Source organism: Pseudomonas sp. ASL4 (assembly GCF_056680395.1).
Genome location: NZ_CM155280.1, coordinates 4,469,580 through 4,485,565 on the forward strand (window position 1 = coordinate 4,469,580; position 15,986 = coordinate 4,485,565).

The window sequence follows — 15,986 nt, forward strand, 5'->3', positions numbered from 1 at the left end:
GCCTTCGCGGGCAAGCCTCGCTCCTACGGTTGATCGTGTTCCCCGTAGGAGCGAGGCTTGCCCGCGAAGAGGCCAGACGGGTCGCCGCAAAGGTTGGATATAGGTAAGATATCGGCCTTCCCCGCAGCCCACTTTCTGCGCCCCGCCGAATAAGCCGATTCCATGCCTTTCGAACTTAGCGTTGACCTCACCACTCTGGCCATTCTGGCCTTCGTCGCTTTCATTGCCGGTTTCATCGACGCCATTGCCGGCGGCGGCGGTCTGTTGACCACACCTGCCTTGCTGACCGCCGGCCTGCCGCCGCACCTGGTGCTGGGCACCAACAAACTGAGTTCGACCTTCGGCTCGGCCACCGCCAGTTTCACCTTCTACCGCCGCAAGCTGTTCCACCCCAAACAGTGGGTGCACGCCATTATCGGCACCCTGGTCGGCGCGCTGACCGGTGCGGTGGTCGCCCACTATCTGCCGGCGGAATGGCTGAACAAGATGCTGCCGGTGATTGTCTTCGCCTGTGGCATCTACCTGTTGTTTGGTGGCACGCCAAAAGCGCCGCTGGACAGCGACGCTCCGATCAAGAAAAAGTGGCAATCGACCCAAGGCTTCAGCCTCGGTTTCTATGACGGTGTGGCCGGCCCCGGCACGGGTGCGTTCTGGACCGTCAGCAGCATGCTGATGTACCCCATTGACCTGGTGAAAGCCAGCGGCGTAGCCCGCAGCATGAACTTCGTCAGCAACATTGCGGCGCTGTCGGTGTTCGTATTTTCGGGTCAAGTGGACTGGGTCATCGGCCTGAGCATGGGCCTTTCGGTGATGGTCGGTGCATTCTTCGGCGCACGCTCCGCCATCAGCGGCGGAGCCAAGTTCATTCGCCCGGTGTTCATCACCGTGGTGCTGGGCCTGACCGTGCGCCTAGCCTGGCAGCACTGGTTCAGCGTGGCCTAAGCGCCGCGCCAGGTAGACATCGATCAGATAACGGGCAATCGAGCGTGATGCCGGCAATGGCGGCATCGCGTGAATGTTGAACCACTGGGCGTCTTCGATCTCGTCCTCCTGACAGACGATCTCGCCACCGGCGTATTCGGCGTGGAAGCCCAGCATCATCGAGTGCGGGAACGGCCAGCACTGGCTGCCCATGTACTGGATATTCTTGACCTCGATCTGCACTTCTTCGCGAACCTCGCGAATCAGGCATTCCTCGGCCGACTCCCCCGGTTCGGCAAACCCGGCCAGCGTGCTATAGACCCCGGTGACAAAGCGTGGCGAACGGGCCAGCAACACTTCATCGCCACGGGTGACCAGCACGATCATGCTCGGTGAAATCCGCGGGTAATAGCGGATATCGCAAGGCTCGCAGTACATCGCCCGCTCACGGGGAACCTGTTGGGTCGCCTGCCCGCAGTTACCGCAAAAACGGTGTTCGCGGTACCAGGTGCCGATCTGCGCGGCATAACCGAGAATCCGGTACACCGTGTGATCGCCTTCCAGCATGAACGCCCGCAGGCCTTTCCAGTTGCAGCCCGGCACTTCGCTGTGGCTACTCAACTCGATCAGATAGACCGGTTCGCCATCAAGGTGACCGATACCGTGTTCCGCCAGGATCGACAAGTCCTGGCGCTTGAGCCATTCCCGTGGGAACAGCGCGCCATTGTCATCGAACAGAAAGCCTTCGGGGCTGCGTGCCACGGCCCAGCCGCCGGGTTGATCGGTGTCCAGTACTGCGGTGGTCCAGCGTGAAGTCATTTTTCATCAGTCCAGAAATTCGGGTTTCTGTTTGCTCATATGGGCGGCCATGGCCACGCGCAAATCGGTGGATTGCAGCATGGCGGCGTTCCAGGTGGCGACGTATTCGAGGCCGTCGTCGATACGATGGTCGCGCATGTAGCTGATCATCTCTTTGGTGCCGGTAATCGCAATCGGCGACTTGCTGGCGATCTCGCGGGCAATGCCCATCACGCCGTCGAGCAGGCTGGAAGCATCGCTGTAGACGCGATTGACCAGGCCCATGCCGTGCGCTTCCTCGGCACCAAACTGGCGACCAGTGTAAGCCAGTTCACGCAGCATGCCGTCACCGATGATCCGCGGCAAGCGTTGCAAGGTGCCAACGTCGGCGGCCATGCCGATGTCGATTTCCTTGATCGAGAATTGCGCGTCTTCAGCGGCGTAACGCATGTCGCAAGCGGCGATCAGGTCGATGGCGCCGCCCAGGCAGTAACCCTGGATCGCCGCGAGCACTGGTTTGCGGCAATTGTCGACGGCGTTGAAGGAGGCTTGCAGGGCGAGGATCTTGCGGCGCAGCAGGCGCGCGTTGCGGCCGACGTCCTTGCCCAGCTCGTTGGCTACGCCGGCCAGCATCATCAGGTCGATGCCTGAGGAAAAGTGTTTGCCGGCGCCGCTGAGCACAACGACCCGCACTTCGTCGGTGTCGTCGATCCACTGGAAGATCTCGATGATCTCGCTCCAGAACGCCGCGTTCATCGCGTTGATCTTGTCCGGGCGGTTGATCTGCACATGGGCGATTTTGTCAGCGAGTTCGACGGTGAACGCGGTGTACTGAGACATGGCAGTGATCCTTTACCGGGCAGAAATGAAGCCCGAACTATAACAAGGCATCACGGGGGGGAGTAAGGCAGTGGTTCGGCCAAATGCGGGACTGACCTGGGATGTGTGGTGGCCGGTCGGGCCTCATCGCGAGCAACGCTGATCTAACTGCCCTTCACCGCCACAAATGCTGCTGTCACATACGGCACGGTGATGACGTCCTTGCCGCGCAACTCCGGCTCGCCGTCAATCAACGCCCTAATCTGCGCATCCACCCTGTCCCGCTGCGCTTGCGGCAACGCAGCAATAAAACTGGTCGATCTCACCCGATTGAAAATCACATCCTCGGGCGAGCCCGTGTGCCCATGAGCGAAATGCTGAGCCTGCAACGGCCCAAACGCCTTGTGCGGAAACGCCAACCGCCACGCACCGGTGTAATAGCGCGGGGTATCACCTTCCAGCGCATTGACGATCGAATCCAGTTTTGGCACCCAACTCACCCGGGTATCGCGCAGGTTCCACACCAGGCCCAACCTGCCGCCCGGCTTGAGCACCCGGGCAATTTCGGTCAGCGCTGCCGGGCTCGCAAACCAGTGAAACGCCTGGGCGCAAACAACCACATCCACCGAGGCGTCCGGCAGCGGCAAATCGGTGGCCGTGCCACTGACGGCCAGCACTTGCGGATAAGCGGCGGACAACTTCTCCAGCATCTGCGGCACCGGTTCCACGGCAATTACCTGTGCGCCTGTGGCCACCAGCCGCCCGGTGAACTTGCCGGTGCCGGCGCCGAGGTCAATCACGGTTTTGTCGTCATCCAGACCCAAGGTGCCCGTTAGCCAATCGGCCACTTGCGGTGGATAATCCGGGCGGCCACGCACGTAGGTGTCGGCGCCGGTTTTATAGCCATCGGCGGCAGCATGGTGAATGTGTTCTCTCATCACAGTTCTCCCGATACACATCAATGCTGTCGAGCATAGCGTCTGGCTTAATGCTTTCCCTGCAAAGACCTTCACAAAGAAATGAATAATTGTTCATACAGCGGTGTTCACCTGCCATCGCCTTAGAGGATTGCCCATGACTACCCTGAACAACCCGCCAACTCGATACGACCGCCTGACCATGAGCCTGCACTGGCTGACCGCCGTGTTGGTGATTTTCCTGTTTGCCAGTTCGCAAATCTGGGACCAATTGGCCAAAGGCACGCCCCTGCGCAAGGGGTTGCAGTCGGTGCACATTTCCTGCGGCATCCTGCTGGCGGTGATTGTCATCGGTCGGCTGCTCTGGCGCCTGTCCCGAGGCCGGCGTTTGCCTGCGCTCAATCAAGGCCTGATGAACATTGCGGCGAAAACCGCGCATCTGGCGTTGTATCTGCTGCTGTTGAGTCAGATCGTGCTGGGTTTCCTGTTTCGTTGGGCTCAGGCCGAACCGTTCAACTTCTTTGGGCTGTTCGATGTCCCAACCCTGATGACGTTCGATAAGAGTATGAAGTCGGTGTTCGGTGGCCTGCATGAACAGGTGGCTTGGGCCCTTGTGATTCTGGCCGGGCTGCATGCGGTGATGGCGCTGGTTCACCATTACGGCCTGCGCGACGGCACACTGCGCCGGATGCTGCCGGGAAGCGATTCGATCTGAAACGAATAAAACACCGAGGCCGGGTGTTCTATGGATGCCTACCCTTGAATTCTGTTTTTTGAATGGAGTTTCGCCCATGAATATCCGTTTCGCTGTTTTCGCCACCCCGCTGCTGTTGGTCGCAGCGCTGTCCAGCACGCTGGTGTTCGCCCACGGTGACGACGCCGCACCCGCCAAGCCCAATTGCCCCAAAGGCCAGGTGTTCGACAGCAAATCGAACAAGTGTGTGCTGCAAACCAGCAGCCTGGTGCCGGATAACGACCGGGTGGACTACGCCTATCGCCTGGCCAAGGACGGTCGCTACGAAGAAGCCCTGGCCCTGCTCGATACGCTTAAAAATCCCAACACCGCCAAGGCACTGAACTATCGCGGCTACGCCACGCGTAAACTAGGCCGCACCGACGAAGGCATCGGCTATTACCTGCAATCGGTCAAACTCGACCCGCAGTATGCGCAAGTACGCGAATACCTCGGCGAGGCCTATGTGATCAAAGGTCGTATCGACCTGGCCCAGGAGCAGTTGCAGCACATCAAGTCGATCTGCGGCAGCACCTGCGAGGAATACCAGGACCTGGCCGAAGCCATCAACGATTCATCGAAAACCTGACACCGAACGGACGGAGGTCGCCATCGCCAGCGATCAGGCATTTAGAGCAGAGTTGGGCCAGCATCTGGCGCGTTTATGGCGTTACGGCTTGCTGCTGTCCCGACAACGGCATGTGGCCGAAGACCTGGTGCAAGCCACCTGCGTACGGGCGCTCGAACGGGCCGGGCAGTTTGTGCCCGGTACGCGCATGGACCGCTGGCTGCTGAGTATCTTGCACTCGATCTGGCTCAATGAAGTGCGCGCCCGCCGTGTGCGCCTGGGCCAGGGCTTGGTGAATGCCGACGAGGCGCTGTCGTTCGACGGCGAGCACGCGGCGCAAACCCATGTGCTGGCCGCGCAGGTCATCCGGCGCGTCGATGCCTTGCCCGAAACCCAACGCGAAACGGTGTACCTGGCCTACGTCGAAGGCCTGTCCTACCGCGAAGTGGCCGAGGTGCTGCAAGTGCCGATCGGCACCGTCATGAGCCGACTGGCTACCGCCCGCCTGAAACTTGCGGAGTACCCACCCCTGCACGCTGTACCGAGTTCTACCTCTGGAGAACGTCGATGACCGACCCCCTACGCCCGACGATCCTTTCGGATGAACAGTTGGTGGCCTACCTCGACGACCAACTCGACACTGAACAGCGCACCCGCATCGACGCCGCCATTAACGAAGACCCGGCGCTCAACCTGCGCCTGCAATGGCTGGCCCGCAGCAGCCTGCCGTTCAAGGATGCTTACGACGAATTGGGTCAGCAAGCGCCAATGGATCGCTTGCACGCCATGCTCGACACCTTGCCCAGCCCTGCCCGCCCGGCACTTAGTCGGCGCTGGTTTCTGGCCGCAGCGGCTGGCCTTGTAGTGAGCGGTGTGCTGGCGGACCGGTTGTTCCTCGGTTGGCAGTTGAGTCAGCAAAAAACCAACTGGCGCGGGCTGGTGGCTGACTATATGTCGCTCTATGTACCGCAAACCCTGGAGCACTTGCCCACCGACGAGGCAACCCAGCGTGCCCAACTGCGCACCATCGACGCCCGTCTGGGCCTGAACCTGGCGCCGGCGCAACTGACCCTGCCGCGCCTGGATTTCAAGCGTGCACAAATTCTCGAATACGACGGCGTGCCCATCGCGCAAATCACCTATCTGGACCCGGCCCACGGCCCGATGGCGCTGTGCGTCACCCGTTCCAACAGTGGCAGCCGGCATTTTGCCCAGGAACGTAGACACAACATGAACGTTGTCTACTGGGCTGACACGGAACACGCGTGGATGTTGATCGGGCACAACTCGATGGCGGACCTTGAGGACATCGCCAAGGTTTTGAGAAGTCGGCTGAGCGCATAACGCAAATCGTCACTATCCTATCGACTGACTTCCAAGGAGGAATCACCCCATGCCACATCCATCTCTCCACGCTTCGCGTACAGCCCTGCTGGTGATCGACGTACAGAACGACTTCATCCCCGGCGGCCAACTGGCGGTGCCCGAAGGCGACTTGATCGTGCCATTGATCAATCGCCTCGGTGGGCAGTTCAGTCAGGTGATCATTGCTCAGGACTGGCACCCGGCGGGGCATGCCTCGTTTGCCCCCAGCCATCCGGGTCGCAAGCCCTACGACGCCATTCAGTTGCCCTACGGTGAGCAGACGCTGTGGCCGGTTCATTGCGTTCGGGGTACACCCGGTGCCGATTTGCACGCCGATCTGGATTTGCCACATGCGCAACTGATCATTCGCAAAGGCTGCAATCCGGATATCGACAGTTACTCCGCGTTCCTGGAAGCCGATCGCACGACCACCACCGGGCTGGCCGGCTACTTGAAGGAACGTGGGATCGATACGGTTTATCTGGTTGGGCTGGCGCTGGATTTCTGCGTGATGTTTTCGGCGCTCGATGCACGAGCGGCCGGGTTCAATGCGTTTGTAGTGCTGGATGCATGCCGGGCGATTGATCTCGATGGGTCGCTGGCTGCGGCGATTGAGCGGATGCAGGTGGCCGGGGTGAAACTAATTTCAGCGAATGAAATTTTGGGGTGAGACCTGATCCCTGTGGCGAGGGAGCTTGCTCCCGCTCGGCTGCGCAGCAGTCGCAAAACCTTTGAATGCGGTGTGTCAGGAGACACGGTATTCGCTGGAATTGGGGCCGCTTCGCAGCCCGGCGGGAGCAAGCTCCCTCGCCACAGGGGCAGCGTTGTGGCCCACAGTTCAGAGTGGACTCTGGATTCAGGCCGGTGTCGGCAACCACAGGAGAAACCGAGCCCCACCCAGCGGCGACGCTTCAACCGTCAACGTCCCGCCCTGCGCTTCCAGCGCCCGGCGACTGATCGCCAGCCCGAGACCGAAGCCTCCAGTGGCGCGATCCCGGCTGCGATCCAACCGATAAAACGGTTCGAAAATCCGCTCCCGCTCATCTTCCGGAATGCCGATCCCGTCATCATCGACCCAGATCTCGCAGCCTTTGGGGCACACTTGCACGCCAATCTGAATGCGCTTTTCGCAGTAGCGCATCGCATTGCGCAGCAGGTTTTGCAGGGCGCGCGCGGTCAGGCGTGGGTCGAGGGTGAAGCGCTCGAGCTGACCATGCAGCAGCACGTCGATGACGATGTCCGGTGATTCCAACTCTTCATCGACACTGCCCAAAATGCTGTCGATAAACTCATCCAGCGACACTTCAACCTGCTCCGGCAAGCGCGCCGGATTCTGCAAGCGGCTATAGGACAGCAGCTCCAGCACCAATTCATCCAGTTCACGAATGTGCGCGACCAACCCTTGCAGGCGTTCGCGGCTTGGCGCCGGCATGTCATCGGACAACGCCAGGGCCAGGCCGAAGTCCAGCCGTGTCAGCGGCGTGCGCAGTTCGTGGGACACTGCGTTGAGCAAGTCCCGCTGCTGGTTGAGCAGGTTTTCAATGTCACCGGCCATGGTGTCGAATACGTTGGCCAGGCTGCCGATGTTTGAGTTTTTGGATATCTGGGTGCGCTCGCTCAAGTGGCCTTTACCAAAGCGTTCGGCGGTGCCTTTCAGACGTTCGAGGTCGCGCCAGTGCGGGCGCAGCCACAGCAGCAGGCACGCGAGCATCGTCGCGCCGATCAGCACGTTGATGCTCCAGTACAACAAATTGACGTCCATCGGATCCGGCGGCACCACCATTTGCACCACCGCCTGCTCGTTCAGCGGTGCGACCGCCAAGGTCCGCCAACCCCAATCGCCAATACGCACGATGTTCTCGCCGCGCTGCAAACGCTCCTGCTCATCAAGGGTGAAATCCGCATCGTCATTGCGGGCCAGCACGATTTGCAGCGGCTGGAATTCCTTGTCCATTTCGGCGGCCAAGGCTGGCCACTGTTCAACTGGCACGGCGTGGAACTGCTTGACGATCAACGTCTGCAAGCCACGGGAATAGTCGAGGTTGTAGGAGACAAAGCGCTCATGGAACAGCTTGATCACCACATCCGGCACCAGATAAATCGCCGCGCTGTACGAGACGATCGTTACCAGATACAGGCGAAACAGGATTCTGAACATCGATTCAGCATTCCCACTCGGAGCGACTGAACAGGTAACCCTTGCCCCACACAGTCTTGATCTTGCGGGCCTCGCCGGCGTGATCATCGAACTTGCGCCGCAGCTTGGAAATCGCCACGTCCACCGAGCGATCCGTACCGTTGAATTCGATACCGCGCAGGCGTTGCAGGATCTGGTCGCGGCTCAGCACTTCACCGGCATGCCGGGCCAGCACCACCAACAGGTTGTATTCACCGCTGGACAGCTCCACCAGTTGTTCACGCCAGGTCACGGTGCGCTCGGACAGGTCGATGCACAGGTTGCCCATCAGGATGCGATCGTTGGCGGTCTGCGGTTCGCCGAGGCTGCTGCGCCGCAACAAGGTGCGCACCCGTGCCAGCAACACCCGCGGCTCGCAGGGTTTGGTGACGTAATCGTCGGCGCCCATTTCCAGGCCCAGCACTTGATCGTGGCTGTCGTCCCGTGCGGTGAGCATCAGGATCGGCAAGGTCGCCGAGTCGGCTCTCAGCAACCGGCAGACTTGCAGGCCATCAAGCCCGGGCAGCATCAAGTCGAGGATCACCAGGTCCGGCGGATTGACCCGGGCACGTTCGCGCACATGGTCACCGCGGCTGATCACGCTCACGGAGTAACCGTTGCGTTCCAGGTAGCTGGCGATCAATTCGGAGAGCGCGGTGTCGTCTTCGACCAGGAGGATGTTGGGCATGGGGTGTTTCCAGAAAGTGCGGTGGCGACTGTTCGGGCCTCTTCGCGGGCAAGCCTCGCTCCTACAGAGGTATCACATTCTCCTGTAGGAGCGAGGCTTGCCCGCGAAGGCGGCCTGCCAGTCGCTGAAAAAAATCAAGGCGCCAAGGATATACGCCCTCACGCACCCGCGAGTAAAACCCTTACACAATTTCACACAGCGCCTACAAAGCTTCACCGCTACTCTCGTCGCCTCCCCGTAGGATGCTGGGGGTCATTATTGGGGTATTCACATGTCAAAGAATCTGCTTGCCACGCTCAGCCTGATTGCACTGGCGTTGACACTGAGCGCTTGTGACAAGTCCTCGACCGCTGAAGAAGCGGCACCACTGGCCACCGTGCGCATCGAAACCATCGAAGCGCGGCCACTGGCGATCACCAGCGAACTGAGCGGGCGGATTGCTGCGCCGCGTATCGCCGAAGTCCGCGCCCGGGTGGCCGGCGTTGTGTTGCAGCGCACCTTCCGTGAAGGCAGCGATGTGAAACAGGGCGACGTACTGTTCCGCATCGACCCTGCACCCTTCAAGGCTGACCTCGACAGCGCCGAAGCCTCTTTGCGCAAGGCCGAGGCCAATGCGTTCCAGGCCAAACTGCAAGAGCAGCGCTATTCACAGTTGATCGACGGCAATGCCATCAGTGGCCAGGACTATGACAACGCCCGGGCCAATGCCCGGCAAACCGCCGCTGACGTGGCCGCCAACAAGGCAGCCGTGGCGCGAGCCAAACTGAACCTCGGTTATGCCACCGTAACTGCGCCGATTTCAGGGCGCGTCGGCCGTGCCCTGGTCACCGAAGGCGCGCTGGTCGGACAGAACGAAACCACCCCGCTGGCGTTGATCCAGCAACTGAACCCGATTCACGCCGACCTGACCCAATCGACCCGGGAACTCAACGACCTGCGTCGGGCCTTCCGTTCCGGTCAGTTGCAGCAGGTCGGCCAGGACCAGGTCAAGGCCACGCTGATTCAGGATGACGGCAGCCTCTACCCGCTGCCGGGCAAACTGCTGTTTGCTGACATCACCGTCGATCCGGGTACCGGGCAGATCATCCTGCGCAGCGAGTTCCCTAACCCGGACCTCGACCTGCTGCCTGGCAGCTTTGTTCGCGTGCGACTGGAACAAGCCGTGAACCAGCAAGGCATCAGCGTGCCGCAACGGGCCATCCAGCGTGACAGCGCCGGGATTGCCCAGGTGCTGCTGCTCGACGCCAATCAGCGTGTCGGCCAGCAACCGGTGCAACTGGGCGCGGTGCAGAACGATCGCTGGATCGTCACCGGTGGCCTCAAGCCGGGCGACCGCATCGTTACCGAAGGCCTGCAACACGCCAAGCCCGGTGACAAAGTCCAGATCGACGACACCCCTCTTCCACTTGCCCAGGTGACTGGTCAGTAAGCAGGACGCTTTTTTATGCCGCAGTTCTTTATCGACCGCCCGGTGTTTGCCTGGGTGCTCGCGTTGTTCATCCTGCTGGCCGGTGCCCTGGCCATTCCGCAGTTGCCGGTGGCGCAGTACCCGGTGGTCGCGCCGCCGCAAATTGAAATCTACGCCGTGTACCCGGGCGCTTCGGCGCAAACCGTGGACGAGAGCGTGGTCAGCCTGATCGAAGAAGAACTCAACGGCGCTGATCACCTGCTGTATTTCGAGTCCCAGAGCAGCCTTGGCAGCGCCACCATCACCGCAACGTTCCAACCGGGCACCGATCCGGAAATGGCTCAGGTGGATGTGCAAAACCGTCTGAAAATCGTCGAATCGCGCCTGCCGCAAGCGGTCACGCAACAAGGGCTGCAAGTGGAGAAAGTCTCCGCCGGTTTCCTGCTGCTGATCACCCTGACCTCCAATGACGGCAAGCTCAACGACGTGGCGCTCAGCGATTATCTGGCGCGCAACGTGATGAACGAGATCAAGCGTCTGGACGGCGTCGGCAAGGCGCAATTGTATGGTGCCGAGCGTGCCATGCGGATCTGGATCGACCCGCAAAAGCTGATCGGTTTCAACCTCACGCCCGCCGATGTGAATGCCGCTGTCGTTGCGCAAAACGCCCAGGTGTCGGCCGGCAGCATCGGCGACCTACCGACCCGCACCACTCAGGAAATCACCGCGACCATCCTGGTCAAAGGCCAGTTGTCGACGCCTGAAGAGTTCGCCGACATCGTGCTCAAGGCCAACCCCGATGGTTCGACTGTGCGCATCGGTGACGTGGCACGGGTCGAAATCGGCAGTCAGGAATATCAGTTCTCCACTCGCCTGAATGGCAAACCGTCGACCGCCGTCAGCGTGCAGCTGGCACCGGGCGCCAACGCCCTGAGCACCGCGACGCTGGTGCGGGCGAAAATGGACGAACTGTCGCGCTACTTCCCGGCAGGCGTGGAATACAAGATCCCGTACGACACCTCGCCATTCGTCAAGGTCTCGATCACCAAAGTGGTCTACACCCTTGGCGAAGCAATGTTGCTGGTGTTTGCGGTGATGTTCCTGTTCTTGCAAAACATCCGTTACACGCTGATCCCGACCCTGGTGGTGCCGGTGGCGTTGATGGGCACCTTTGCGACCATGCTCGCGCTGGGTTTTTCGATCAACGTGCTGACCATGTTCGGCATGGTACTGGCCATCGGCATTCTGGTGGACGACGCCATTGTGGTGGTGGAGAACGTCGAGCGGATCATGGTCACCGAGGGCCTGTCGCCCAAGGAGGCGACGCGCAAGGCCATGAAGCAGATCACCGGCGCCATCGTCGGCATCACCCTGGTGCTGGTGGCGGTATTCATCCCGATGGCGTTCATGCCGGGTTCGGTGGGTGTGATCTACCAGCAGTTCTCACTGTCGATGGCCACCTCGATCCTGTTCTCGGCGTTCCTCGCCCTGACCTTGACCCCGGCACTCTGCGCCACCCTGCTCAAACCGATTGCCAAGGGTGAACACCATGCCAAGGGCGGTTTCTTCGGCTGGTTCAACCGCCGCTTCGAACAACTGACCGAGCGTTATCAAGGTTGGGTCGCCTATGCGTTGAAGCGCACGGGGCGTTATCTGTTGATCTACGGCGTGCTGCTGATTGGTCTGGGCGTTTGCTTCAGTCGCCTGCCCTCCTCGTTCCTGCCGGTGGAAGACCAGGGTTACACCATCACCGATATTCAACTGCCGCCAGGCGCAAGCAAAAATCGTACGGTGAAGGTGGTGGAGCAGATCGAAGCGCATAACGCCACGGAACCCGGTGTGGGCGACAGCACGGTGATTCTCGGTTTCAGCTTCTCCGGCAGCGGCCAGAACGCGGCGCTGGCGTTTACCACGTTGAAGGACTGGTCGCAGCGCAGCAGCAATGACTCGGCCAGTTCGATTGCCGACCGGGCCAACATCGCCCTGAGCCAGATCAAGGACGCCGTGGCCTTTGCCGTGCTGCCGCCACCCGTGAACGGCCTCGGCACCTCCAGTGGTTTCGAGTTCCGCCTGCAGGATCGCGGCGGCCTCGGCCATGCCACGTTGATGCAGGCTCGCAGTCAGTTACTGGCAGCGGCCGAAAAAAGTCCGATCCTGGCCAACGTGCGCGAAAGCGCCCTGGCCGAAGCGCCGCAGGTGCAACTGGAAGTCGACCGCAAGCAGGCGAACGCGCTTGGGGTTTCCTTTGCGGATATTGGCAGCGTGCTGTCCACGGCGGTCGGTTCGGCCTACATCAATGACTTCCCCAATCAGGGACGGATGCAGCGCGTTGTGGTTCAGGCCGAAGGTGATCAGCGCAGCCAGGTCGCGGACCTGCTGAAGATTCACGTGCGCAACAACGACGGCAAAATGGTGCCGCTGTCGGCTTTCGTCCAGGCCAAATGGACACAGGGCCCGGCGCAACTGACCCGTTACAACGGTTACCCGGCCATCAGTATTTCCGGTGAGCCGGCACCCGGCCACAGCACCGGTGAAGCCATGGCGGAAATCGAACGGCTGGTGGCGCAAGGCCCGGCGGGGTTGGGCCAGGAATGGACCGGCCTGTCGTTGCAGGAACGTCTGTCCGGCAGTCAGGCGCCGATTCTGCTCGGTTTGTCGCTGCTGATCGTGTTCCTGTGCCTGGCGGCGCTGTATGAGAGCTGGTCGATTCCGACGTCGGTGTTGCTGGTGGTGCCGCTCGGCGTGCTCGGTGCGGTACTGGCGGTGACGTTACGCGGGATGCCGAACGATGTGTTCTTCAAGGTCGGGCTGATTACCATCATCGGCCTGTCGGCGAAGAACGCGATCCTGATCATCGAATTCGCCAAGAGCCTGTACGACGAAGGCCACGACCTGATCGACGCCACGCTGCAAGCCGCGCGGTTGCGGTTGCGGCCGATTGTGATGACCTCACTGGCGTTCATCCTCGGCGTGGTGCCGCTGGCAATTGCCACCGGGGCCAGTTCCGCGAGCCAGCAAGCGATTGGCACCGGAGTGATCGGCGGGATGATTACCGCTACATTGGCGGTGCTGTTTGTACCCGTGTTTTTTGTGGTGGTGATGAAACTGGTGGGCAAGCGCCATAAAGACACCTAAGTCCCCGCAGGAGCGAGGCTTGCCCGCGAAGAGGCCGTGTCAGTCAGCATTGATGTTGCCTGACACACCGCTTTCGCGGGCAAGCCTCGCTCCTACAAGGGCACTTGGCTTCAGCCTTGTGGTCACGGCGCATCGCCCTGCGCTAAGGTGTTGCAAAGCAACTGACCCATCGAGCCTTTATGCCCCTCCTCGCCCGCACCCACCCTCGCCTGACCGCCGCTGCCACACTTGGCATCGCGGTCGGCATTCTGGCTCCGGCCGATTCGATCATCAGCAAAATCCTCATCGGCTGGAACGCCGGGGTCTGGACTTACCTCGTATTGATGGTCTGGCTCGCCACGCGTGCCAAGGCACCGGACGTCAAACGCCTTGCGGAGATCGAAGACGAAAACGCCGGGCTGGTGCTGTTCATGGTGAGCATTGCGGCGATTGCCAGCCTGGCGACCATCACCTTCGAACTGGCCGGCAGCAAAGACCTGGAAACATCGCGCAAGCTGCTGCATTACGCCTTTACCGCGGCGACGGTCATTGGTTCATGGTTGCTGATCGGGGTGATTTTCAGCGTGCACTACGCCCGCCTGTTCTACACCTGGGACGGCAAGGAGCCGGCACTGCGTTTTGCCGAGGGCCTGACCACTCCCAACTACTGGGACTTTCTGTACTTCTCGTTCACCATCGGCGTCGCGGTGCAGACGGCGGATGTCGGCGTGGCCACCCGAACCATGCGCAAGATTGTGTTGGCGCAATCGCTGATCGGTTTTGTGTTCAACACGGCGATTCTCGGGTTTTCGATCAACATCGCGGCGGGACTGTTCGGTTAGTGGCTGCACAAACGTTCTAGGCAGCCACCGGGTTGCAGGCGTTAAATAAGTCGGTAAACCGTCTCACAGGTGCAGCATGACTTCGCACAACTGGATCGACCTGGCCCAGGACACCGACACCGGCATCGAAACCTTGCGCGCGCATTTCGAGGGCCACGCCTACGACCCGCACTGGCATGACAGTTATCTGGTGGGCGTGACGGAGCAAGGCGTACAGCAATTCAACTGCCGGCGGGCCAGGCATCAAAGCACGCCGGGCAAGGTGTTTCTGCTGGAACCGGGCGACATCCACGACGGTGAAGCGCCCACCGAGGACGGCTTCACTTACCGCATGCTGTACCTCGACCCGCAATGGCTGGAACGGGAATTGGGCGAGCTGTTCGAAGACGCCCCACTCAACAGCCAACTGAGTTTCGCCAACACCCTGACCCCCGACCCGCAACTGGCCCAGGCCACCAGCCTGGCCTTCCAGACCTTGCACGGTGGCGAGCTGAAAATCGTTCGTCAGACCGCCCTCGACGGTTTGCTCGAACACCTGACCCGTCATCTGCACTGGCGCACCCGCTACAGCGAAGATCCACGCTTGCCGCTGGTGGCGCAAAAAGCCCGGGAGTACTTGCATGCCAACGCCCATCTCGACATCGGCCTCGATCAATTGGCCGCCGCCACTGGCGTAGATCGCTTTCGCCTGACCCGCGCCTTCAAGGCAGCTTATGGGTTGGCCCCACACGCGTACCTGGTACAACTGCGCCTGTCCAAGGCCCGGCGCATGCTCGCCAGCGGCTTGCAACCGGCGACGGTGGCGATGGAGTTGGGGTTTGCCGATCAAAGCCATCTGGGGCGCTGGTTTGTTCGCGCCTATGGGCTGACCCCGGCGATGTACCGCAAGCGGTGCTCAAATCTTCCAGACGCGTGACCCACACCTTGTGAAGATCGAAGCCATCGATCATTCACTGGAGTAAAAAGGTCATGCTGCCTACTTTTCCCGCCCTGCTGCCGTTTTTGCTATTTGCGTTTGTCGCCTCTATCACGCCAGGGCCGACCAATATTCTTGTGCTGAGCAATAGCGCCCGTTATGGATTCAAGGCCGCGCTGCCTATCGTCTTCGGGGCCTGCGTCAGCGCAGCATTGATTGTATTGCTGGTGGGCAGTGGCTTCGGGCAAACCCTGAGTGCCAATCCCGGGGTGCAGCAGGCGATGAAGTGGATCGGCGTGATTTGGCTGACATCCCTGGCGTGGCGGATTTTCAAAACACCCGTTGGGCCGATCAACGCCGCTACACCCGGGCGACGGTTAGGGCTTTGGGGGGCTGCGGGATTGCAGTGGGTCAATCCCAAGACCTGGATGATGGCGTTGGCGGTCGTCAGCGTGTTTGCCAACAGCACGAGTGAACGAACGGAACAGGTCATGTTGCTTTCCCTGGTTTTTTTGCTGGTGTCCCTTCCTTGTCTGAGCGCCTGGGCGGCACTGGGCGCGGGATCGACCCGACTTCTGCGTTCACCCGGGGCGCTGTTGCGATTCAATCAATGCATGGCAATTATGCTGTTAGTTTCCGTATGGTCGTGTATCTGGATTTAGTCTGTTTACGCGCTTGCCCTATCTACCCTCCATTAGCAACTCACGAAATACCGTTTCTG

At 60.8% G+C, this 15,986-nt stretch carries 16 protein-coding genes; 11 read left to right on the plus strand and 5 right to left on the minus strand.

Annotated elements, in window-relative coordinates:
* The first annotated feature begins 162 nt into the window (after nucleotides 1-162).
* Nucleotides 163-942, plus strand: a complete 780-nt coding sequence (locus AC1MEW_RS20060; protein WP_480423306.1) for a TSUP family transporter — start codon at nucleotides 163-165, stop codon at nucleotides 940-942.
* Here the strand turns inward: AC1MEW_RS20060 and nudC are convergent.
* The 3 genes from nudC to AC1MEW_RS20075 form a co-directional block, all read right to left on the minus strand.
* Complete coding sequence (gene nudC, locus AC1MEW_RS20065) at nucleotides 910-1,740, minus strand: NAD(+) diphosphatase (protein ID WP_201203763.1); 831 nt, start codon at nucleotides 1,738-1,740, stop codon at nucleotides 910-912. The two genes, AC1MEW_RS20060 and nudC, sit on opposite strands and share 33 nt — an antisense overlap.
* A gap of 6 nt (nucleotides 1,741-1,746) precedes the next feature.
* Nucleotides 1,747-2,559, minus strand: a complete 813-nt coding sequence (locus AC1MEW_RS20070) for a crotonase/enoyl-CoA hydratase family protein (RefSeq protein ID WP_201203768.1) — start codon at nucleotides 2,557-2,559, stop codon at nucleotides 1,747-1,749.
* A 143-nt stretch (nucleotides 2,560-2,702) separates the two neighbouring features.
* Nucleotides 2,703-3,476: a class I SAM-dependent methyltransferase gene (locus AC1MEW_RS20075; RefSeq protein ID WP_322268427.1), complete on the minus strand. Its 774-nt coding sequence runs from the start codon at nucleotides 3,474-3,476 to the stop codon at nucleotides 2,703-2,705.
* A gap of 136 nt (nucleotides 3,477-3,612) precedes the next feature.
* Here AC1MEW_RS20075 and AC1MEW_RS20080 point away from each other — a divergent pair, with 136 nt between their 5' ends.
* The 5 genes from AC1MEW_RS20080 (at nucleotide 3,613) to pncA (ending at nucleotide 6,791) form a co-directional block, all read left to right on the plus strand.
* Entirely contained in the window at nucleotides 3,613-4,170 is a 558-nt protein-coding gene (locus AC1MEW_RS20080; protein ID WP_322268426.1) for a cytochrome b, read from the plus strand.
* A gap of 76 nt (nucleotides 4,171-4,246) precedes the next feature.
* On the plus strand, nucleotides 4,247-4,777 hold the full coding sequence (locus tag AC1MEW_RS20085) for a tetratricopeptide repeat protein (RefSeq protein ID WP_201255424.1): 531 nt from the start codon (nucleotides 4,247-4,249) through the stop codon (nucleotides 4,775-4,777).
* A gap of 52 nt (nucleotides 4,778-4,829) precedes the next feature.
* Nucleotides 4,830-5,327, plus strand: coding sequence for an RNA polymerase sigma factor (locus tag AC1MEW_RS20090; protein ID WP_201255423.1), 498 nt, complete (start codon nucleotides 4,830-4,832; stop codon nucleotides 5,325-5,327).
* Nucleotides 5,324-6,100, plus strand: coding sequence for an anti-sigma factor family protein (locus AC1MEW_RS20095; RefSeq protein WP_480423311.1), 777 nt, complete (start codon nucleotides 5,324-5,326; stop codon nucleotides 6,098-6,100). Before AC1MEW_RS20090 ends, AC1MEW_RS20095 begins: the two co-directional genes overlap by 4 nt.
* Before the next feature lie 49 nt (nucleotides 6,101-6,149).
* On the plus strand, nucleotides 6,150-6,791 hold the full coding sequence (gene pncA / locus AC1MEW_RS20100; protein WP_201255421.1) for a bifunctional nicotinamidase/pyrazinamidase: 642 nt from the start codon (nucleotides 6,150-6,152) through the stop codon (nucleotides 6,789-6,791).
* A 186-nt stretch (nucleotides 6,792-6,977) separates the two neighbouring features.
* On the opposite strand, the gene AC1MEW_RS20105 is transcribed toward pncA, so the two are convergent.
* Together AC1MEW_RS20105 and AC1MEW_RS20110 are read right to left on the minus strand one after the other, a co-directional pair.
* Nucleotides 6,978-8,279 carry an ATP-binding protein gene (locus AC1MEW_RS20105; protein ID WP_480423313.1) on the minus strand — a complete coding sequence of 434 codons (1,302 nt, stop codon included), beginning with the start codon at nucleotides 8,277-8,279 and terminating at the stop codon, nucleotides 6,978-6,980.
* Between the two features lie 4 nt (nucleotides 8,280-8,283).
* Nucleotides 8,284-8,985, minus strand: coding sequence for a response regulator (locus AC1MEW_RS20110; protein WP_027923024.1), 702 nt, complete (start codon nucleotides 8,983-8,985; stop codon nucleotides 8,284-8,286).
* Nucleotides 8,986-9,256: 271 nt separating this feature from the next.
* Here AC1MEW_RS20110 and AC1MEW_RS20115 point away from each other — a divergent pair, with 271 nt between their 5' ends.
* From AC1MEW_RS20115 to AC1MEW_RS20135, 5 genes are all read left to right on the plus strand, one after another.
* Entirely contained in the window at nucleotides 9,257-10,414 is a 1,158-nt protein-coding gene (locus AC1MEW_RS20115) for an efflux RND transporter periplasmic adaptor subunit (RefSeq protein WP_480423315.1), read from the plus strand.
* A gap of 15 nt (nucleotides 10,415-10,429) precedes the next feature.
* Nucleotides 10,430-13,528, plus strand: a complete 3,099-nt coding sequence (locus AC1MEW_RS20120; protein WP_480423316.1) for a multidrug efflux RND transporter permease subunit — start codon at nucleotides 10,430-10,432, stop codon at nucleotides 13,526-13,528.
* 179 nt (nucleotides 13,529-13,707) lie between these two features.
* Entirely contained in the window at nucleotides 13,708-14,349 is a 642-nt protein-coding gene (locus AC1MEW_RS20125) for a DUF1345 domain-containing protein (protein ID WP_201255419.1), read from the plus strand.
* Between the two features lie 76 nt (nucleotides 14,350-14,425).
* On the plus strand, nucleotides 14,426-15,265 hold the full coding sequence (locus tag AC1MEW_RS20130; RefSeq protein ID WP_322268422.1) for an AraC family transcriptional regulator: 840 nt from the start codon (nucleotides 14,426-14,428) through the stop codon (nucleotides 15,263-15,265).
* Between the two features lie 53 nt (nucleotides 15,266-15,318).
* Nucleotides 15,319-15,927, plus strand: a complete 609-nt coding sequence (locus tag AC1MEW_RS20135) for a LysE family translocator (RefSeq protein ID WP_480423319.1) — start codon at nucleotides 15,319-15,321, stop codon at nucleotides 15,925-15,927.
* The last annotated feature ends 59 nt before the right edge of the window (nucleotides 15,928-15,986 follow it).